Origin of the sequence: Pseudomonas sp. FDAARGOS_761 (assembly GCF_013343155.1) — a bacterium.
In the GTDB taxonomy this organism is placed as follows: Bacteria; Pseudomonadota; Gammaproteobacteria; order Pseudomonadales; family Pseudomonadaceae; genus Pseudomonas; species Pseudomonas aeruginosa.
This window is the reverse complement of the sequence record NZ_CP054572.1, coordinates 1,545,852-1,565,844: the sequence shown is the minus strand read 5'-3', so window position 1 is coordinate 1,565,844 and position 19,993 is coordinate 1,545,852. Positions and strand designations below refer to the sequence as shown.

General features: G+C 65.6%; 19 protein-coding genes. 7 read left to right on the top strand and 12 right to left on the bottom strand.

The features are described 5' to 3' along the window. Positions 1-229: 229 nt before the first annotated feature. On the bottom strand, positions 230-862 hold the full coding sequence (locus tag FOC67_RS07480) for a response regulator transcription factor (RefSeq protein ID WP_009876145.1): 633 nt from the start codon (positions 860-862) through the stop codon (positions 230-232). Positions 863-1,007: 145 nt separating this feature from the next. On the opposite strand from FOC67_RS07480, the gene FOC67_RS07475 reads away from it, so the two are divergent. Continuing rightward, the gene (locus FOC67_RS07475) at positions 1,008-2,630 is read left to right on the top strand and encodes a two-component system sensor histidine kinase (protein WP_003140316.1); all 1,623 of its coding nucleotides are present in this window, start codon (positions 1,008-1,010) and stop codon (positions 2,628-2,630) included. Positions 2,631-2,656: 26 nt separating this feature from the next. Here FOC67_RS07475 and FOC67_RS07470 read toward each other — a convergent pair whose 3' ends face one another. The 3 genes from FOC67_RS07470 to FOC67_RS07460 all read right to left on the bottom strand — a co-directional run bounded on the left by FOC67_RS07470 (position 2,657) and on the right by FOC67_RS07460 (position 4,652). Then, positions 2,657-3,073, bottom strand: coding sequence for a hypothetical protein (locus tag FOC67_RS07470; protein ID WP_003086969.1), 417 nt, complete (start codon positions 3,071-3,073; stop codon positions 2,657-2,659). A gap of 15 nt (positions 3,074-3,088) precedes the next feature. After that, on the bottom strand, positions 3,089-3,343 hold the full coding sequence (locus tag FOC67_RS07465) for a hypothetical protein (RefSeq protein WP_009314835.1): 255 nt from the start codon (positions 3,341-3,343) through the stop codon (positions 3,089-3,091). 343 nt (positions 3,344-3,686) lie between these two features. Next, positions 3,687-4,652, bottom strand: a complete 966-nt coding sequence (locus FOC67_RS07460; RefSeq protein WP_003140318.1) for an AraC family transcriptional regulator — start codon at positions 4,650-4,652, stop codon at positions 3,687-3,689. Between the two features lie 91 nt (positions 4,653-4,743). Here FOC67_RS07460 and FOC67_RS07455 point away from each other — a divergent pair, with 91 nt between their 5' ends. Then, positions 4,744-5,577, top strand: a complete 834-nt coding sequence (locus FOC67_RS07455) for an oxidoreductase (protein ID WP_003112398.1) — start codon at positions 4,744-4,746, stop codon at positions 5,575-5,577. Positions 5,578-5,666: 89 nt separating this feature from the next. Here the strand turns inward: FOC67_RS07455 and FOC67_RS07450 are convergent, their stop codons facing one another. Both FOC67_RS07450 and FOC67_RS07445 read right to left on the bottom strand, forming a co-directional pair. Next, on the bottom strand, positions 5,667-6,029 hold the full coding sequence (locus tag FOC67_RS07450) for a hypothetical protein (protein ID WP_003082890.1): 363 nt from the start codon (positions 6,027-6,029) through the stop codon (positions 5,667-5,669). Beyond that, on the bottom strand, positions 6,026-6,643 hold the full coding sequence (locus FOC67_RS07445) for a suppressor of fused domain protein (RefSeq protein WP_009314841.1): 618 nt from the start codon (positions 6,641-6,643) through the stop codon (positions 6,026-6,028). The genes FOC67_RS07450 and FOC67_RS07445 overlap by 4 nt, the downstream gene beginning before the upstream one ends. A gap of 308 nt (positions 6,644-6,951) precedes the next feature. Between FOC67_RS07445 and FOC67_RS07440 the strand changes: the two genes are divergently transcribed. Continuing rightward, positions 6,952-7,605 carry a hypothetical protein gene (locus FOC67_RS07440; protein ID WP_009314843.1) on the top strand — a complete coding sequence of 218 codons (654 nt, stop codon included), beginning with the start codon at positions 6,952-6,954 and terminating at the stop codon, positions 7,603-7,605. 113 nt (positions 7,606-7,718) lie between these two features. Here FOC67_RS07440 and FOC67_RS07435 read toward each other — a convergent pair whose 3' ends face one another. Beyond that, positions 7,719-8,252 (bottom strand): GNAT family N-acetyltransferase, encoded by a 534-nt coding sequence (locus FOC67_RS07435; RefSeq protein ID WP_031636368.1) that lies wholly within the window; start codon positions 8,250-8,252, stop codon positions 7,719-7,721. Between the two features lie 135 nt (positions 8,253-8,387). Here FOC67_RS07435 and aceK point away from each other — a divergent pair, with 135 nt between their 5' ends. Continuing rightward, complete coding sequence (aceK, locus tag FOC67_RS07430) at positions 8,388-10,121, top strand: bifunctional isocitrate dehydrogenase kinase/phosphatase (protein WP_003082886.1); 1,734 nt, start codon at positions 8,388-8,390, stop codon at positions 10,119-10,121. 34 nt (positions 10,122-10,155) lie between these two features. Here aceK and pdxB read toward each other — a convergent pair whose 3' ends face one another. Next, a complete protein-coding gene (gene pdxB, locus FOC67_RS07425; protein WP_009314847.1) occupies positions 10,156-11,298 on the bottom strand; it encodes a 4-phosphoerythronate dehydrogenase PdxB in 1,143 nt (380 codons plus the stop codon). Positions 11,299-11,512: 214 nt separating this feature from the next. After that, positions 11,513-12,019: a helix-turn-helix domain-containing protein gene (locus FOC67_RS07420; protein WP_003086962.1), complete on the bottom strand. Its 507-nt coding sequence runs from the start codon at positions 12,017-12,019 to the stop codon at positions 11,513-11,515. Positions 12,020-12,127: 108 nt separating this feature from the next. Between FOC67_RS07420 and fabF the strand changes: the two genes are divergently transcribed. The 3 genes from fabF to FOC67_RS07405 all read left to right on the top strand — a co-directional run bounded on the left by fabF (position 12,128) and on the right by FOC67_RS07405 (position 15,938). Next, positions 12,128-13,396, top strand: coding sequence for a beta-ketoacyl-ACP synthase II (gene fabF, locus FOC67_RS07415; RefSeq protein ID WP_003109587.1), 1,269 nt, complete (start codon positions 12,128-12,130; stop codon positions 13,394-13,396). A gap of 498 nt (positions 13,397-13,894) precedes the next feature. Next, positions 13,895-14,812, top strand: coding sequence for a hypothetical protein (locus FOC67_RS07410; RefSeq protein ID WP_009314848.1), 918 nt, complete (start codon positions 13,895-13,897; stop codon positions 14,810-14,812). A gap of 289 nt (positions 14,813-15,101) precedes the next feature. Then, a complete protein-coding gene (locus tag FOC67_RS07405; RefSeq protein WP_003109588.1) occupies positions 15,102-15,938 on the top strand; it encodes a PhzF family phenazine biosynthesis protein in 837 nt (278 codons plus the stop codon). A gap of 159 nt (positions 15,939-16,097) precedes the next feature. On the opposite strand, the gene FOC67_RS07400 is transcribed toward FOC67_RS07405, so the two are convergent. The 3 genes from FOC67_RS07400 to FOC67_RS07390 form a co-directional block, all read right to left on the bottom strand. Further along, on the bottom strand, positions 16,098-18,539 hold the full coding sequence (locus tag FOC67_RS07400) for a TonB-dependent receptor (protein WP_009314849.1): 2,442 nt from the start codon (positions 18,537-18,539) through the stop codon (positions 16,098-16,100). A gap of 77 nt (positions 18,540-18,616) precedes the next feature. Then, complete coding sequence (locus tag FOC67_RS07395) at positions 18,617-19,459, bottom strand: FecR family protein (protein ID WP_003101998.1); 843 nt, start codon at positions 19,457-19,459, stop codon at positions 18,617-18,619. Continuing rightward, positions 19,456-19,980, bottom strand: a complete 525-nt coding sequence (locus FOC67_RS07390; protein ID WP_003449595.1) for an RNA polymerase sigma factor — start codon at positions 19,978-19,980, stop codon at positions 19,456-19,458. The genes FOC67_RS07395 and FOC67_RS07390 overlap by 4 nt, the downstream gene beginning before the upstream one ends. Between the last annotated feature and the right edge of the window lie 13 nt (positions 19,981-19,993).

The following is a 19,993-nucleotide window of genomic DNA, read 5'->3' as shown; positions in this document are numbered from 1 at the left end:
CGCCCTTCGAACGTATGCGCAGAAAATTCTGAAAACGCTGTCTGACCAGAAGTGGTTCTGTCGGGACCTGCTGCCGTCTCACTCAGGCAGTCAAGCGACTGTCAAGCCATACTCGCAACGCTACTGAACGTGCCGAGCCGCATGGTCTTGGCCTGTTAGGACCAAGGCCCCATGCCGGCGGAAGGACAAGGCGCACGACGTCTGATCGGCGCCGGGCCCATCGCCGCCGCTACTCCCCGTCGCCATGCCCCAGAGCCGCCCGATACTTCACCGCCGCCGCGGTCCGCGACGGCACGTCCAGCGCCCGCAGCAGCGACGACACATGGATGCGCACCGTGTAGTGGGAGATGTCCAGGGCGCGGCCGATCTCCTTGTTGCTCTTGCCCTGGGCCAGCAGGCGCAGGACATCCAGCTGGCGCTCGGTGAGCCCCTCCAGGCGCGGGCTGGGCTGCAGCGGCAGGAGGCCGGAGGGTTCGTAGCGCACCAGCACTTCCCCGGCGCGGATGGCCAGAATCGCCTGGCCGAGTTCCTCGGGCGCGATGCTCTTGCCGAGGAAGCCGTCGGCCCCTGCGTTCATCACTTCGCCGATGAGTTGCGGGTCGTCGACCATCGAGACGACGATCAGGGTGGTGCGCGGGAACCGGCGGCGCAAGTCGGCGAGCATCTCGATGCGGGTCAGGCCGGGGAAACGCAGGTCGAGGATCAGCGAATCGGGCTGCTCGCCTTCGCCAGCCAGGCGCAGGACCCCGGCGAGATCGCCGGCCTCCTCGATCCTGGCCTCGGGCAGCAGGCGCTGGAGGATACTCAGCATGCCCTCGCGAAACAGCGGATGATCATCGGCGACGATGATGCGGCCAGTCATTCTTGTAGTCTCCAGGAGTCGCAGTTTCCGCCGCGCATGCTACCTTAGCCCGCTACCGCCGCGCCCACCCTTCGTCCGTCTTCGTGACGAAGGGGGCGAAACAGAGGAAAAGGCGCGCGGCGCTCCCATGCACACGGAGGTGCACATGAAGTTCGAGAAGAATACCGAGCTGGACCAGGCCAACCTGCGACTGATCGTGGCCACCTGCGCGATTCTCTACGTGGTGCTGATCGGCCTGCTGCCCGGCCTGAAGGTCGAGACCTACCTGCCGATCGTTGCCTACTACGGCCTGTTCCTGATCGCCTCCATACTGCTGCGCCAGGCCATCGTGCGCTGGCCGGGGCACTACCCGGCGCGGCGGATCTTCTGCATGCTGCACGACTACGCCGGCACCTCGTTCGGCCTGATCGTGGGCGGCGAGGCGGCGCTGCCGCTGTACGCGGTGATGGTCTGGATCAACCTGGGCAACGGCATGCGCTACGGCTCGCGCTACCTGGCCATCGCCACCGCCCTGGCGCTGCTCGCGCTACTGGTCATCTATCGCCTGACCCCGGCCTGGCAGGCTCAGCCGTTCATGGTGCTGATGCTGATGACCACCAGCACCGTCATTCCCTTCTACGCGCACCTCCTGCTGGAGCGCACGCGCAAGGCCACCGAGGAAGCGTTGCAGGCGAACCAGGAGAAATCGCGCCTGCTGGCCCAGGCCAGCCACGACCTGCGCCAGCCGATCCACTCCATCGGCCTGTTCACCGCCTGCCTGCGCGACGCCCGCCTGGGCGACGAGGAACGGCGCCTGGTGGACAACATCGACCGCTCGCTGCTCAACGTCTCGCAACTGTTCCGCTCCATCCTCGATCTCTACACCCTCGACAACGGCCGGCTCCAGCCCAAGCAGGAGAACGTCCACCTGGGCGAGTTGCTGCGCGACCTGGTCCGGCGCAACGCCGAGGCGGCGCGCTGGGCCGGGGTGGAGTTGCGCCTGCGCCCTTGCCGCCTGTGGACGCGAACCGATCCGGGGCTGCTGTCGACCATGCTGCAGAACCTGCTCTCCAATAGCCTCAAGTACGCCGCCGAGCGCCCGCTGCTGATCGGCGTGCGGCGGCGAGGCGACGGCCTGGCCGTAGCCATCTACGACCAGGGCCGGGGGATCGCGGAGGAACACCTGCCGCGGGTGTTCGAGGAGTTCTACCGGGTACGCGAGACGCGCGACCGCGACGTCGAGGGAATCGGCCTGGGGCTGTCCATCGTCCGCCGCCTGGGGCAGTTGACCGGGATCGAGGTGACGCTGCGCTCGCGGGTCGGACGCGGCACCGCGGTGACCCTGCACGGCCTGCCGGCAGTCGCCGCGCAAGCCCTGCCCCGCCGCGACGATCCCCTGCAGGCCGGCCTGCTCACCGGCTTGCGGGTGTGCCTGGTGGAAGATGATCGCAACGTCCTGCGCGCCACCTCGGCGTTGCTCGAACGCTGGGGCTGCACGGTCCAGGCGGAAACCGAGGCGGACGGCTGGCGAACCGATTGCGACATACTCGTCGTCGACTACGACCTCGGCCCCCACGCCTCCGGCGTCGAGTGCATCGAGCGGGTACGGCGGCAACGCGGAGAGGCGATACCGGCGCTGGTGATCAGCGGCCACGACATCGAGCGTATCCAGGCCAGCGTCGAAGACACCGACATCGCCCTGCTCTCCAAGCCCGTGCGCCCCACGGAATTGCGCGCCACCCTGCGCGCCCTGCGCGAGCGCCCGGAGGCCGCCAGCCACGCTTCCTGAGGCAAGGCAGGTCGAGGAGCGCAGGCCTACGGCGGGCCGTACTTCATGCCGGCGCAGCCGTGGGACAGCAGCAACTCGCCGTCGTCGGCCTCGAACTGGGTGATCCGCTTGCTCTTGTCGACGGTGACGGAAATGATGCAGCGATTGGGGTGGTTGACGGTATCCCAGTAGTTGGTGTTCACCATCACGTTGCCCTGCATCTCCGAGCTGGAGCCCACCACTTCATAGCGGGAATAGCTGGTGTCGGTGTACCACTGCATCACCACCTGCGAGCCGTCGGCGGTGCGCTCCATGTTCTGCGGCGTACCGAAGAAGGCTATCGCTTCCTCGGCGGAACGGCCCTTCCACTGGCTGCGGGCGTAGACCTCGGGCAGCGTGTCCATCTGGATGCAGCCGCCCAGGGAAAGCGACGCCAGTAACGGCGCGATGAATATCCGGCGCATGGGTTGACTCCGTGTCTAGGGGTTCTTCGGCGGGTTGCCAGGCAGCAGGTCGAAGGCTCGCAGGCCCGGCGCGGCGTCCTGCCCGGACGCTTGCGCGCGGTTCGCCTGCTCGGCCACGGCCATTCCGCTCTGTGCGCCGACGGGTTTCCTCGACGCCGCAAGCGAACGCCCACCGGCAGAGAACGACTCGCGCGCCGGCTCGTCGCCGCTGCCGAAGCACCACCAATCGCTGGCCTCCGGGCCGGTGGCGAGTACGGATTGCCGAGTCATGGTTCCTTCCAAGTCGCGTGCGTCCTGCACAACCGGTTTCCGCGAAACGCGGGGATCAAGGGCGGGACTATAGCGTCGCGGCGAAGAAGCTCGAATAGCACAGAGGTACTATTTTCGGTTCGGGCCCTTGACCACGCAGCCACTTCAAAGCAGCCCCTGTTGAAGCTTGTGGCGGGCCTTGCAACGCGACGGGGTCGTGTCGTCCGAGCTCAATCTGCCTGTAGTGGAACTGAAAAGTGTTGCATGACCGGTTGGATCCGTTCCTTTTTCCTCGTCCGAACCCATCCGGGCGCCACTAGGCCGATTTTCTATGGCAAGGGCCCACCTCAGCGTCCGCTCCCCACTAATGCGACGACACGTACTCCTCTCCCCCCTGCGCCGGCGGCAGCGAGAACCCCGCGCGCAGGCGCCGGGCTTCTGCCAGCGGCGAGCGGCCGAACAGACGCTTGAACTCGCGGTTGAACTGCGAAGCGCTGGCGTAGCCGACCGCATGGCAGGCGGCCTGGGCGCTCATGCCCTGGCGCACCATCAGCAGACGCGCCTGATGCAGGCGTGTGCACTTCAGGTACTGCATCGGCGAGGTCTGGGTGATCGCCTTGAAGTGGCTGTGGAACGACGGCACGCTCATCCCCGCCTCGCCCGCCAGTTGCGCCAGCTCGAGCGGCTCGGCGTATTGCGCGTGGATGCGGCGCAGCGCCCGGGCAATGTTGCCGAAGCGCCCGCGCATGGCCAGTGCCGCGCGCATGGCGCCGCCCTGAGGGCCGGTGAGCACGCGGAAGTACAGCTCGCGCAGTAGCGCAGGCGCGAGGATCGCTGTCTCCAGCGGATCGCCCAGCGCCTCCAGGAAGCGCAACACCGATGCCCGCAGCGGCGCGTCCATAGGGCTGGACATCAGACTGCGTGGCGCTTCGACCTGCGCAAGCGCGCGCTGACGGTCGATCTCCACCGCCAGCCCGGCCGCCAGCGGGAAATCCAGGTGCAGGTAGATCGCCAGCAGCGGTCGCTCTGGCGTGGCATCGGTCTCCATGGTGAACGGCACCGGCACCGCCACGGCCAGGTAGTGCTGCTCGTCGTACAGGTAGATCTGCTCGCCGAAATAGCCGCGCTTTCGCCCCTGGCAAACGATGACGATCCCCGGATCGTAGAGCACCGGCGTCCGCGCCAGCGGACGATCCGAACGCAGCAGGCGGACGCTGTCGAGCCCGGTGAGGTTGTAGCCCTCCTGGGGCGCCAGGTTTTCAAGCAACGCGACCATGCGCTGTCGGTCGGCGGAGCGGATGGCTTCTGAATCAGGCGGTGATGCGCTCATAGAATCAGGCAATGAAACGAGAGATTCCGGTCTCTGAGATAGGGACATTTCTGCGTATTGTGCACTCATTCCCCCATAACGGAGTCACACCATGTCGTTTCGCAAGACCCTGTTGATCACCGGCGCCAGCAGCGGCTTCGGCCAGGCCCTGGCCCGCGAGGCCCTGGATGCCGGTCACCGCGTGGTGGGCACGGTGCGCAGCGAGGAGGCCAGGAGCGCACTGGAAGCCGTGGCGCCGGGCCAGGCCTTCGGCCGGCTGCTGGATGTCACCGACCTCGCCGCCATCGAGCCGACGGTCGCAGCCATCGAGCGCGACATCGGTCCGCTGGACGTGCTGGTGAACAGTGCCGGCTATGGTCATGAAGGCATCCTCGAGGAGTCGCCGCTGGCCGAGATGCGCCGGCAGTTCGAGGTCAACCTGTTCGGCGCGGTCGCGATGATCCAGGCCGTGCTGCCCTACATGCGTCGGCGCCGCCGCGGTCATATCCTCAACATCACTTCCATGGGCGGCTACATCACCATGCCCGGCATCGCCTACTACTGCGGCAGCAAGTTCGCCCTGGAAGGGGTTTCCGAAGCCTTGGGCAAGGAGGTGGCCGGCCTCGGCATCGCCGTCACCGCCGTGGCCCCCGGCTCCTTCCGCACCGACTGGGCGGGCCGCTCGATGGTCCGCAGCCCGCGCACCATCGCCGACTACGACGCGCTCTTCGACCCGGTCCGCCAGGCGCGCCAGGAAAAGAGCGGCAAGCAACCGGGCGACCCGCGCAAGGCCGCGCGCGCCATGCTCCAGGCCATCGACGCGGAAAACCCGCCGGCGCACCTGCTGCTGGGCAGCGATGCACTGGGGCTGGTGCGGCAGAAGCTGAAGGCGCTGGAGGAGGAAATCGCGGCGTGGGAAGAGGTCACGCGGTCGACGGATGGATGAGATTTGGAAAGTCGTAGACGGATAATTCCACGGCATTATCCGCCGATACCGCGCCGAACCGGCGGATAACCGCACTGCGGTTATCCGCCCTACGCCATGGCCAGGTTGCTGGCCCGCTCCGACAACGGACAGCCCTTTTCCTGCAAGTACCGAATCGCCTGCCGTGCCGTGGCGGGATTCATCGTATTGCCGATGAAGGTCGTCAGCGAGTCGGTGAACTCCAGCACGATGTTCTCGGTGTAGTGCCATTTCCGATAGTCCACCCGGGAAATGCTGGAATACGGCTTCGAGCGCGTGCGGATGACGCGGAACTCGACACGGTCCGCATGCAGGACCAGCCGCGGGGACAGGTCGCTGTGGGCCCAGCATAGCCAGGGAATGCCTTTCCAGCCGGCGAACGCGGCGACCAGGCGCACGTTCAGGCCGCTGTCCGTCGCAGGATCCTTCGTCACGCGCCCTCGCCTCCCAGATAACAGCCGCGCTGCTTGTCCACTGTCACCGGATGCGCGTTTTCCGCAAAGACCGGCATCAATCCATCGATTCCCTGTTCGCGCTTGAGCCGGTATTCCCGTTCGGAAAGCGGCACGACCCACAACAGGTCGACGGGATGGGCTGCCGCGTGGAAATCGTCGAACAGCCGCGCATCGATCTTCACCAGGGTATTCAGCAGCAGGAAATGGCACAGGTGCCCACCCTCGAAGATCGGCATGCCGAAGTGCACCGTATGCCCGAAGCCCAGGACGAACCTGTCGTAGAACGGAAGCCCGGCCAGCCATTGGGTGGTCTGGAGGTCGCGCCGGTCCGCCTCGTCGAAATACCAGATCAGTTCGCTCGCCCAGCGCTCTCCTTCATAGGTGGGCAGGAAGTCCATGGGCTGGCGGCTCATCCCGGCGGTGATCAGCACATCGTGCGGCCTGCCCGTGTCCTCTTTGCGGTAGACGAATACGTCGATCGCCGGCACGCCAGCGCTATCGTCCCAGTATTCGTGGCCTGGAAAGACCGTGCTCGGTTCGCTGCCGAAGTGGGCATCGTATTTCGAGCGCAGGGTCTCGATGTAATCACTCATGTTCCGACTCCACCTTCATTCCTTGTCGGGCCCGGTTTCGCGACGGCCCGAAGCCGATTCTGGCCAGCGTCGATCCCAGGTTGTCTTTCAGCCAAAGCAGCCGCTTGGGGGCAGCTATTCTTCGGGGGGCGACAGGCCATCCACTTGGCCCTGCGCCCAATACTTTTTCTCTTTTTGAAGCGTCAGGCGCCTGCCTGATTGCGGTTGCACGCCTTCAGTGGCCGTTCCTCGAACAGGACGCACTTCGAATATCCGGCTCGGCCAATCGAAGCTGGTCGTGAAAGCCGCGAATAAGCAAGGAGCATGGTATGGCTATCACTCTCATTTTGGGTTGCAAGCAAGGTGACTTCAACGCACGGCATGATGGCTCCTGCGAAGGCATTTCCTTTTATTTCTGCATGCGCGCGCTCGACCTGGGTCCGGTGCCAGGACTTGCCGACCTGATGCAACAGCGGAATATCGGTGGGAAGGTTGAGCGAATCATGGATCTGCAGGACCAGATCTGTGGGGGTCTCATGAGTTCCGGCACCTATGAAACCGGTATCGACGGCGTGCCGATCAGCAACCCCAGCGGGGGCAACCTTCCCGGTATTCGCAATCAGGGCAAGGCGATCCAGGCGTTTCATAACCTCTACTCACAGGAGGCACAGACCCTGGGATGCAAATCGATTGGAACCTTGTCTTCCTTCTTCGAGGGAGGCTTCGTCCAGTTGCTGACGCACACCATCCAACTGTTGATTCGCAGCCGGCGCGGCGCGGCCCTGGTCGCCATGCAAAGCCCTACGCCCCACTCGGTGGCGCTTGTCTATGACGGTAGCGATCTCTATTTCTTCGATCCCAACTCCGGCGTTCACGAATTGACGAACCTCGCCTCGGCAGCTACGGAACTGGAGAACCACCTGACGACCCGCTATGCAGTCCCCTATTGCGTTCACGCCAATATGTTCAAGTTGAACCACTGAGCGGGTCACGCGCACATCCTGCTATCGACGAACTTCCGAGTGAAAGGTTGGGGACGGATTCATTTGCCGGGCAAACTGGCCGCTGCTGGCCGGAGGCAGCCTCCCGGCCACCCTCACTCCCCCACCCGCCCCTCGACCCTCCTCAAGCGCGCCATGCTGTACACGTCCACGAAGCGCCCATCCCGCACCGCATAGTCACGCATCTCCCCTTCGGTCGCGAAGCCGAACTTGCGATACAGCGCCAGCGCCGGGGCGTTGTCGGTGTAGACGGTGAGTTCGACGCGGCGCAGGTTCATCCAGTTGTCGGCGATGTCCAGCAGTTCGCCGAGCAGACGGCTGCCGACGCCCTTGCCCTGCCAGGCGACGGCGACGCCCAGGCCGATGCTGCCGCTGTGGCTGCGGCGGATGCGCGGGTGCTGTTCGAGGCTGGCGCTGCCGATGACGTCCCCCTGGTGCAGGGCGACGAGGATCAGCAGGCGGTCGTCATCCGCGCTGTCGTGCAGGCGCTTGCGGCGCTGCTCCACCGACTGGTAGGGCATCTGCAGGACCTGGCGGGCCACGGCGGGGTCGTTGTACAGGGCGGTGAGGCCTTCCACGTGGCGTTCGCTGTAGCGTTCGAGGCGGATCGTCGGCGATTCGGCGGTCATTGCGGTCATCCCTGGGCTGTCTGGCCACCCAGCATAAGCGTCTGCGCCGGGCTCGACCAGCCGGTCGGAGATCGCGCTTTCCCTGCCGCGCGGCTCTGGCTAAGCTCGACCTTCGAACAACGAAAGGACGCCAGCATGGTCCAGAGCGCCCCAGCCAGCGAAATCGCCGCCCTCATCCTGCGCGGTTTCGACGATTACCGAGAGCAGTTCCGCGAGATCACCGACGGCGCCCGTGCCCGCTTCGAGCAGGCGCAGTGGCAGGAAGCGCAGCGCGCCTCGGCGCAGCGGATCAACCTCTACGAGGAAAAGGTCGCCGAGACGGTGGCCGGGCTGCGCGCGGGGCTGGCCGACAGCGAGCTGCTGGACGTGGAGCGCTGGCCGATCATCAAGAGCGCCTACATCGCGCAGATCGACCTGCGGCTGGACGACGAGCTGGCCGAGACCTGGTTCAACTCGATCTTCTGCGGGCTGTTCAGCCACGACAACATCAGCGACGGCACGATGTTCGTGCACACCACCCGGCCCTCGCTGCGCGCCCACGCCCGCGCGCCCTACACCCGCACCTACCGGCCGGGCGGCGACCTGCGCCAGGCGCTGGAGAAGATCTTCGACGACTACCGCTTCGACGTGCCCTACGACGACCGCGAGCGCGACCTCGAACGGATCGACGCACTGCTGCACAGCAACCTGCCGGACTGGGTGTGCAAGGACCCGGACCTGGCCATCGAGCTGATCGGCTCGGTGTTCTATCGCAACAAGGGCGCCTACCTGGTGGGCCGCCTGTTCACCCCGGACGAGCAGTGGCCGCTGGTGTTCCCGCTGCTGCACCGCGAGGGCCACGGCATCCAGTTCGACACGGTGATCACCGACGAGGCGGAAGTCTCGATCATCTTCTCCTTCACCCGCTCCTACTTCATGGTCGACGTGCCGGTGCCGGCCGAGCTGGTGGCCTTCCTCAAGCGTCTGCTGCCGGGCAAGCACCTGGCCGAGCTGTACACCTCGATCGGCTTCTACAAGCAGGGCAAGAGCGAGTTCTACCGCGCCCTGATCAACCACCTGGCGACCACCGACGACCGCTTCGTCATGGCCCCCGGCGTGCGCGGCATGGTGATGAGCGTGTTCACCCTGCCCGGCTTCAACACGGTGTTCAAGATCATCAAGGACCGCTTCAACCCGTCGAAGAGCGTCGACCACGCCACGGTGATCCAGAAGTACCAGTTGGTGAAGAACCACGACCGGGTCGGACGCCTGGCCGACACCCAGCAGTTCGCCGACTTCCGCTTCCCGGTGAGCAAGTTCGAGCCGGAGTGCCTGGCCGAACTGCTGGAAGTGGCGCCGTCGACGGTGGTGATGGAAGGCGACGTGGTGCTGATCCGCCACTGCTGGACGGAGCGGCGCATGACCCCACTGAACATCTACCTGGAGAACGCCAGCGAGGCGCAGACCCGCGAGGCGCTGAACGACTACGGGCTGGCGATCAAGCAACTGGCGGCGGCGAACATCTTCCCCGGCGACATGCTGCTGAAGAACTTCGGCGTGACCCGCCATGGCCGGGTGGTGTTCTACGACTACGACGAGATCTGCTACCTCACCGAGGTGAACTTCCGCTACATCCCCGAGCCGCGCTTCCCCGAGGACGAGATGTCGTCCGAGCCCTGGTATTCGGTGGGGCCCAACGACGTGTTCCCGGAAGAATTCCCGCGCTTCCTGTTCGTCGACCTCAACCAGCGCCGGCTATTCGCCAAGCTGCACGGCAACCTCTACGACGCCAAATACTGGCAGGGCCTCCAGGAGCAGATCCGCGAGGGCAAGGTGATCGACGTGTTTCCCTATCGGCGGCAGGAGACGCCTGAGCAGTTGCTCGGGTAGGTGCGGAGACAGGAATCGAACCAGTCGCACGTTCCTACACCAACTGCGCCCCCAGCGCCCGCACCACCCGCTGCAACCCCGCCTGTCCACCGGTGGCGACGCGCAGGCCGGTGATCTCGCGGCGCGGCGGGTAGTGTTTGCGCAGGGCGTCGAAGGCGGCGCGGCGGTTGGCGCTGTCGCCGGTCAGGCTGCGGCGGAAGGCGGCGTCGTCGCTGCGCGGGTCGTATACCGCGCGGCACAGCGTGGCCAGCGCCCAGGCCGGGTCGCAGCCGGGGTTGAGTTGCAGGCCGGCGAGCCAGGTTTCCGGCAGCACGTCTTGCAGGCTCACGCGTTCGGCGATGCCGCGCCAGGCGCAGTAGGCCTGGTAGATCTGCGCGGTGCCGCGCAGCTTGCCTTCCAGGCTGTAGCCGGCGATGTGCGGCGTGGCGATCAGGCAGCGCGCGGCCAGCTCGGGGTCGGCCTGCGGTTCGCCTTCCCAGACGTCCAGCGCCACTTCCAGGTCGGCGCCGCCTTCGAGCAGGCGGCGCAGGGCCTGGTTGTCGACCACCGCGCCACGGCTGGCGTTGACCAGCCAGGTGCCGGGACGCAGGGCGGCCAGGCGGGGCTCATCCAGCAGGTGGCGGGTCGGGTGTTCGCCGTCGCGGTTCAGCGGAGTGTGCAGGCTGATCACGTCGGCCTCGGCCAGCAGCCGTTCCAGCGAGACGAATTCGCCGTCCGGCTCGCGTGCCTGGCGCGGCGGATCGCAGACCAGCACTTTCCAGCCCAGCCCGCGCAGCACCTCCACCAGCCGCCCGCCGACCTGCCCGGCGCCGACCACGCCATAGGTGCGTTCGGCCAGGTCGGCGCCGCGCAACTCGGCCATCGCCAGCAGGCAGCCGAGCACGTAGTCCACCACCCCGCGGGCGTTGCAACCGGGTGCGCTGGACCAGGCGATGCCGGCCTCGGCGAAGTAGTCGAGGTCGAGGTGGTCGGTGCCGATGGTGCAGGTGCCGACGAAGCGCACCGGCGAGCCGGCCAGCGCGGCGCGGCTGACCTCGGTGACCGAGCGCACCAGCAGCACGTCGACCTCGGCCAGCGCCGCGCGGTCGATGGCGCGCCCGGGCAAGCGGCGAATGGAGCCCTGGTCGGCGAAGAAGGCGTCGACCACGGGAATGTTTTCATCGGCGAGAATACGCATGCAGACCTCCGCGAACGAGGCTGCACACTCTAGCAGGCCGAGGGCTCGCGGTGTTGCCGAACGGCTCGCGAGGCGGACCTGCCAGCGCCATGCGCAAGCCTCGACGATCGCGTTTTTCCCAACCACGACCGCGAACGATGGCCAGCTACAAGGAACAGAACCACGAACGCCTCGTCCGTCTCCTCGACCAGGCGGCGGACGCCAGGGAGCCCGTTCATCGAGCCGGTAGCTCGCTCCGCTCCGGCATGGCCGCCAGGCGCTGGCGCATTTCCTCGCTGGCGGCAGGCCCGGCCTGCACGGTGCATTGCTCCAGCGGTACCGTTCGGCCATCGGCGAGAGCCGCCATGAACGAGCGCACCGGCCGCCCGCTTGTTCGCTCGACGAGCTGCACGCTCTGCCCTTCCTCTGCGTAGTGGCGATTGCCCCAGGCGACGAAAGCCATGAGCACGACGCGAAAATCCTCGCCCTTGGCCGTGGGCACGTACTGATAGCGCAGCGGGCGCTGGCTGTAGGGCTGGCGTTCGAGCAGGCCCGCCTCCACCAGCGCGTTCAGGCGCCGGGTGAGCATGTTCGGCGCGATATCCAGGCTGCGGGAAAATTCGTCGAAGCGGCGCAGGCCCTGTAGCGCATCGCGCATGATCAGGATGCTCCACCATTCGCCGACCCGTTCCAGGCTGCGGGCGATGGGGCATTCGGCATCGGCGAAGGTCTTGCGTTGCATGGTTCTTCCTTGGCGAGGCTCACAAAGTGCTGGTCCGCATGTTACTTTCATGATGATAGTTACGTCCACTGACTGCTATTCCAACGGAACAGAAGGACTCGGACCCTCATGAGCAAACGTATCGTCGTCACCGGCATGGGCGCGGTCAGCCCGCTGGGCTGCGGAGTCGAACCCATATGGCAACGCCTGCTGGCCGGGCAATCGGGCATCGCCACGCTCCCGGCGGAGCTGATCGGCGACCTGCCCATCAGCATCGGCGGCCAGGTCCCCGACCGTGTCCAGGACCCGCAGGCCGGCTTCGATCCCGACCTGCTGCTGGCCGCCAAGGAACAACGCAAGATGGACCGCTTCATCCTCTTCGCCCTGGCCGCCGCGCAAGAGGCCCTGGCCCAGGCCGGCTGGGCGCCGCAGAGCGCCGAGGCGCAGGAGCGCACGGCGACCGTCATCGCCTCCGGGGTGGGCGGCTTCCATGCCATCGCCGAAGCGGTGCGGACCACCGACGGCAAGGGACCGCGCCGCCTGTCGCCCTTCACCATCCCGTCCTTTCTCTGCAACATGGCGGCCGCCCATGTGTCGATCCGCCATGGCTTCAAGGGACCGCTGGGCGCCCCGGTGACCGCCTGCGCGGCGGGCGTGCAGGCCATCGGCGACGCGGCGCGGATGATCCGCGCGGGAGAGGTCGACGTGGCGCTCTGCGGCGGCGCGGAAGCGACCATCCACCGGGTGAGCCTGGCCGGCTTCGCCGCCGCGCGCGCCCTGTCCAGCGATTTCAACGACAGCCCCGAACGCGCCTCGCGCCCCTTCGACCAGGCCCGCGACGGCTTCGTCATGGGCGAAGGCGCCGGCCTACTGGTCATCGAGGAACTGGAGCACGCCCTGGCGCGCGGCGCCAGGCCCATCGCCGAGCTGGTGGGCTACGGCACCAGCTCCGACGCCTACCACATGACCGCCGGGCCGGAAGATGGCAGCGGTGCCCGCCGGGCCATGCAGCAGGCGCTGCGCCAGGCCGGCGTGGAAGCGGCCGCGGTGCAACACCTGAATGCCCACGCCACCTCCACCCAAGTAGGCGACAAGGGCGAACTGGCCGCCATCAAGGCCGTGTTCGGCGCCGGCAGCGGGCTCGCCATCAGCGCGACCAAATCCGCCACCGGCCACCTCCTGGGCGCCGCCGGCGGCATCGAGGCGATCTTCACGGTCCTGGCACTGCGCGACCAGCTCGCCCCCGCCACACTCAACCTGGAAACGCCCGACACCGACGCCGAGGGCCTCGACCTGGTTCGCGGCGAAGCCCGGCGCTGGCCGATGGAACACGCGCTGTCCAATGGCTTCGGCTTCGGCGGGGTGAATGCCAGCCTGTTGTTCCGGCGCTGGGTGTAGCGCGTCCTACTCTGGAAGCGATCGTGCCAGATGCCTGCCCTCTGCCAGCAGCCCAAGCTCCCGCTGGTGGAGGGACATCAGTTCGCCGCCAGGCCATGTCGAGCATGAGCTCAGACACATGAGGTCTTTTCCGATGCGGCAGTTACATCATGACGGCTTTTACGAGCGATCTGGAGCAAGTATCAGGAGGGTAATGTTTAGGTAACGCACCCAATTAGCGTTTTCGCTCCAAGCTAGCCATGAATATCTACCAAGGTTATTTACAATCTCAAATATCAGGGGCTCTGGTATTCTTCATGGGAAAAAAGTTTCAGGTTTAACTCGCAGGCTTTCAGATTCAAGAAACCTCCACCACAGGGAGGACTCGCAGAAAAAACCAGCCTTCCAACCCAACCAGACCAACGCCATGCTTATCGACTTGAAATTTCGCCGACCTGAACTAGCATGCCTATTAAACTCTTGGCTCATTTACTACAACCAGAAAACAGGGAGACTTGCATGAGAGTTAAAAATGTATTTATATTCACGGTTGGACTTAAGGGCTGCAGCCCAATACCTAGCGTACTTGGCATTTACCACAAGTATGCATCAAGAAGCGAAGTCAAATTCATTGGCTGGTACCACCTTTCTGCGAAGCGCTCGCAGAGCGATATCCAGGAAATCTTCTCGAATAATAGCGATGAGCCTTTGAAAGGTTTCGAAGTGTTGGAGGCCGAAGCCGTTACAAGGCATGCCACTGAAGACATTCACACTCCAGACTTGTCAACACTTCAAGGAGATGCGGGCGCAATAATTCTTGCTCACGGTGGAGGAGCTCAGGCGGGAAGCAGCAGTGCCGAGGCCGTGGCGAAAGCGGTCGCTGACTTCAGAAAGAAAACAAAACTGCCTATGCAATTTAGAAAAATAGTATTTGACGTATGCAACATGGCCTCCCCCATCAAGACGGTCACTGCCGACCAGGGCAAGTTCTCCGGAATAGGTTTTTACGACAGCGAAGGAAATGCAATCGCCAAGTCAAAAGAATTTCAGTTAAACTTCCTACAGGCATTCACCGCCATCTATGGAGCACTGACACACGATGCCGGATCAGTAAAAGTTGCGGGATGGGACTCTGGAATTTCGGTCTTTCATCCAGCCAACGAATATGTCATGGGCACACCTGCGCCAGCTAATGGCTGGACTGCAACCGTCAGCAATCGCGAGCTCGTCGCGACACTCAAGCATGGGCAGAAATTCCTCAGCAATAGAATCAGTGATGAGGAGAATTCAAAAACCACCTACACGCTCAAATTGATTGACAATGGCGTCAGGGCCTCGCTTAAAAAAACCTACCAGTATGTATCAGTTCAGAATGAAGGCGAAAAGGGCAAAGTAATCCAGACAAAACTGGAAGGCTGGTCGGACAAAGAACTGTAGAGAAACGAGCCTAATCATTAGGCTACTCTAACCAGCCAGCTCTTATGATTTTCCAGCCCGCACGCCACCATCATGCCGCTCCCCGCAAGCCGGCCAACTAACGCTCAAATCCGAAGATACTTCGAATACGGAATCCGTAGAAGAAGAGAGCACACTGGCCCCTTTTTACCGCACGCTGTCCCTAACGAAAACAACTACCGTCCCGCGGCAGCCCCTCGAAAGTTCCCCCTCCGGTTTCGGACGGCAGCTCTCTAGCCTATCCTCCCCCGCCACAACAACAGGAGGTTCCATGCCGGTTTCGTTACCCTTCGAGCAAGTCGATGTCTTCTCCGAACAGCCCTTCAAAGGCAACGCCGTTGCCGTGGTGATTGGCGCCGACCGCCTGAGCAGCCAGCAGATGCTCGAGTTCGCCGCCTGGACCCAGTTGAGCGAGACGACCTTCCTGCTGCGGCCGACCGTTGCCGAAGCCGACTATCGCGTGAGGATCTTCACCCCGTTGCGGGAGTTGCCCTTTGCCGGGCATCCGACGCTGGGGAGCTGCCAGGTCTGGCTGAACCAGGGGGGCGGCAATGCTGCTGACGAGATCGTCCAGGAGTGTCTGGCGGGCCTGATCCGCATCCGCCGCAAGGGCGCCTTGCTGTCGTTCGCGGCGCCTCCCCTGCTTCGTGGCGGAGCGGTCGAAGACGAGGTGTTGCGACGGATCGAGAGCGGGCTTGGCCTGTCCCCGGGGCAGGTACTCGGCAGCCAATGGGTGGACAACGGACCCGGCTGGGTCGCCGTTCGGCTGGCCACGCGTGACGAGGTCCTGGCCATTCGCCCGGACTACGCGAAGCTCGACGGGCTCAACGTGGGCGTGGTCGCGCCCTGGCAAGGTCCCCAGGCGGAGGCGGATGTGGAAGTGCGCGCCTTCATGGGCGAGGAACTCAATGAAGACCCCGTTACCGGCAGCCTCAACGCGAGCCTGGCGCAATGGCTGATCGGCACGGGAGTCATGCCCGGGCGCTACACGGCGAGCCAGGGCACGGCCTTGGGTCGCCGGGGGCGGATAAGCGTCGAGCAGATCGGCGGCGATATCTGGATCGGCGGTGAGGTGCAGCCGGGCATGTCGGGGCAGGTCGTGTTCTGAGCGGGACGGCGTACCCTGTCCTTCCCCATTACCTGGCCGACCTGGATCGGCGTCCGGCATTGGACGGAAATGCCTGCCCATGACAACGGGGCCGCCGTCCCTCTGGAAGCACCCTCCCTGCCCACCGGGCCGCCCAGGCCCGGTGGCTCCGCCCTCCCCTCACCAGTTGTGCGTATAGCTCGCCGTCAGCACCGTGCCCGGCGCCGGCAGGTGGCTGGTGTTGTTGTTGTTGCGCAGCAACTGGCTGTAGAGCGGGTAGTAGTCGCGGTTGAACAGGTTCTGGATGCCCAGGCTCAACTGGTCGTCGGGGGTGATGCGGTACTGGCTGACCAGGTCGACCGTGGTGTAGGTGCTGACCTGGCGCCGGCCGAAGCTTTCCACGCCGTCGAGACGGTAGTCCTTGGAGTCGAAGAAGGTGGCCTGCAGGCGGTTGTTCCAGTCGGCATCCGGCTTGTATTGCAGGTAGGCGGTCAGCTTCAGCGGCGGCACGCGGTAGCCGGTCATGTCCTGCCAGTCCTTGCCGTCCGGCTTCTCGCGTCCGCGCATCCAGGTGGCGCTGCCGCCCGCGCCCCAGACTTCGTCGTCGCTGAGCCAGTCGGCGCTGGCCTCGACGCCGTAGATGCGCTCCTTGGTGCGGGTGAGGATCAGGCCGTTGTTGAAGCTCTGCACGTCGCCCAGCTTGGAGGTGGTGTAGAACAGCGCCAGGCTGCCCAGGGTGTTGCCGCCGATGGCGCCGCGCCAGCCGAGTTCGTAGTTGTTGGTCTTCACCGGTTCGAGGTTCGAGGAGCCGATATCGAAGCCACGGCGGGCGTTGCGCAGCTGGATGCCGACGTCGGGCAACTGGAAGCCCTGGCTGAAGGAGGCATAGATTTCCTGGCCAGCCACCGGCGAATAGACGATGCCGAGGTTCGACAGCACCGCGTCGTAGTCGAGGTCGCCGCCCTTGACGGTCACCGGCGAGGCTGCCTTGGACTCGGAGAGCGGGATGAAGTCGTCGAATTCGGCGGTGGAGTATTCGTAGCGCAGGCCGCCGTCGATCGACCAGTGTTCGTCGAAGCGATGCTGCAACTGGGCGAACGCGCCGGCGCTGCGGGTGCGTAGCGGCGGCATGTAGGTGAGCTTGCCGATCTTGTCGAAGACCAGCCCGCCGCTGGCGTCGTAGGCCGCCGGGTCGAACACGTCGAGCGGCATGTCGCTGCGTTCCTGGTTGTAGTCGCCGCCCCAGACCAGTTCGGTATTGCCGCTTTCGCCCAGCGGCGTGCGCAGGGTCAGGCGGCTGCCGAACACTTCGCTGTTCTGCATGATCTGGTCGACGTTGCCGCCGCGGGTGGAAACGGCGCGGGCGTCGAACGGGGTGAAGCGGGTGAAGTAGTCGCGGTAGTAGAGCTGCGCGGAGAGCCGGCTGCCGAGGATGTCGAGGTTCTCGTACTCGAGGTTCGCCAGGGTGTTGCGGATGCGGTTCTGCTCGTCCAGCTCCAGGCCCTTGATCGCGTTGGCCGGGACCGAGCCCGCCGGCAGCCTGGCGACCCTCGGGTCGGTGGCGTAGTCGGTGTCCTGGCGGGCGTCGTAGTGGCTGAGGGCGAGCTGCACGCGCTGGTTCTCGTCGATGCGCAGGCCGAGCTTGCCGCCGATGTTGTAGACGTTCGAGTCGAACAGGTCGCCCTGGCTGGGTTCCGGGGCGATGCGGTCGCCATGGGCGTCGTAGGAAGCGCCGACGTGGCGGGTGCCGAAGTCGAACGAATAGTCGAGCGCCCCCAGGGAGCCGGCGAAGTATTGCTGGAACTGGCCGCCGAGGCCATCGCTGCCCAGCCGGGTCAGCGGCGAGGTGGCGCTGAGGCGGGTTTCCGCGCGGTTCTCGCCGCCGGCCGGACGGGTGGTGATGGAGATGATCCCGCCGGTGGCGCCGCTGCCGTAGATGGCGCTGCTGCCACGGATCACCTCGATCCGCTCGATCAGCGCCGGGTCGATGTTGGCCAGGTTGCGCGAGGAGTCGCGGTTGGTGTTCAGCGGCACGCCGTCGACCATCACCAGCATGCTGCGCCCGCGCAGGGTCTGGCCGTATTCGGTGATGGTGCGGCTGGAATCGGACATCCCCGGCACCGCCTTGGCCAGCACGGTGGCCAGGCTGTCGGAGCCCTGGCGCAGCTCCTCCAGTTGGGCATGCTCGATGACGGTGGACTGGCGCGTGGCGGAGACCAGGTCGCTGCTGGTGCGCGAGGCGGTGATTTCCATCTGCTCCATGTCCAGCGGTTCGCTGCGGGCATGCGTAGCGGGCACGGCGGCTTCGCTGGCCGGAACGACGATGAAGGTATGTTCGTCCCTGGCCTGCGCCTTCAGGCCGCTGTCCCTGAGCAACTGGCGCAATGCCTCTTCGGGGGTGAAACGCCCCTTCAGCGCGGGCGCCTGGCGGCCGGCGCCGAGATCGCCGGCGAAGAGGATCTGTACCGAGGATTGTTGCGCGAGGGCGTTGATCGCCTGGCCGAGCGGCGCGGCGGGCAGATCCACGTCGAGCTTTTCCTGGCCCTGGGCCGACACCGCCAGGAGCAGGCTGCTGGCGAGCAATGAAGGACGCAGGTGGCGACTGCGGAGGGAAAAATGCACGTCTCGATTTCCTATGCAGGTTGGCTTTTCCTGGATAGCCGCCACGGCGCGCGGGAAACCCTACCTGCGTCCGAGAATTATTTTCGCGTCGATTTGCGTTGGATCTCGACGCTGCCGTCCTCCTGCCGCGACACGGCCACGGGAAGGATGCTCGGCAGCAGGTCGAGCAGCCGGTCGGCGTTGTGCGCGGCGAAGACGCCGGTCAGCCGGAGGGAGGCCAGGCTGGGGTCGTCCAGGAGAATGGGCGCCTTGCGATAATGGCGCAGCAGCGCGACGGCTTCGCCCAGGGGCGTGCGCTCGAAGACCAGGCGGTCGTCTTTCCAGGCCATCGCCGTGGCGGCATCGACCTTGGCCAGCGGCATCAGTTGCCCGCCAATGGCATCGACCTGCTGGCCCGGCAGGAGCACGACTGGCGCTTGCGCCGTAGCCGAGGTGCCGACCTCCACCCGGCCACGCTCCAGGGTCACGCGGACATCGTCGTCCAGGCGGCGCACGTTGAACCGGGTGCCGAGCACGCGGATGTCGGTCGAACCCGCGGACACCACGAAGGGCCGATAGCGCGCCGGGGATACCTCGAAAAGCACCTGCCCCGCGCGCAACGCGACCCGGCGGCTGAGCGGGTGCCAACTGACCTCGATCTGGCTGCCGCTGTCGAGCAGGAGCTGGCTGCCGTCGGCCAGGGTCACGTCGCGCCGCTCACCGATGGCGGTGGCGAAGCGCTCGCGCTTGTAGGCCGGGTCCAGCCAGGCCAGGGCGCCGATGGCCAGCGCCAGCAATAGCGCGACGCCGGCCGCCTTGCTTGCCTTGCGCGATTTCGGCCGGGAGGGCGGCAGCGGGAACAGGTCCTTCAGCGCGTCGCGATGGCGCTCCAGGGCGTCGTCCAGCGGAACCTGCCCATTCCGTTTCGAGGGCTGGGTCATGGCCGTGCCTCGCCGCGGCCGAGCCGTTCCCGGCAGGCCGCCAGTCCGAGGCGCAGGTGCTTTTCCACGGTCTTGACGGAGATGCCGAGGCGGTCGGCGACTTGCGCCTGGGGAACTTCGTGGATCTTGTGCATGACGAAAACGGCCTGGCAGCGAGGAGGAAGCGTGGCGATGGCGTCGACCAGTGCCTGGAACTCGCGCTCGGCCTCATGGCGACCCATGGGCGTCGCCGCCATGCAGGCGACTTCCGGAAGCTCGGCGACGGCTTCCACCCAGGCGGTTCGACGACGGTCGCTACGATAGCGGCTCACGGCGGTGTCGTGGGAGATTTTCCGCAGCAGGGCCAGGGGCGTGTGCACGTCCTCCTTCTCGTCGCGTTCGAGCAACTGCACGCACACGTCGTGCACCACTTCGCGCGCCATGCCCCGGTCGCCGAAGCGCCGGCGAACATGGTCGACCAGTTCCTCGTAGTGACGAACCAGTGTGGACAACAGCGTCGGCTTGGCGGGATCGAACGGCACGATGCACCCAGGA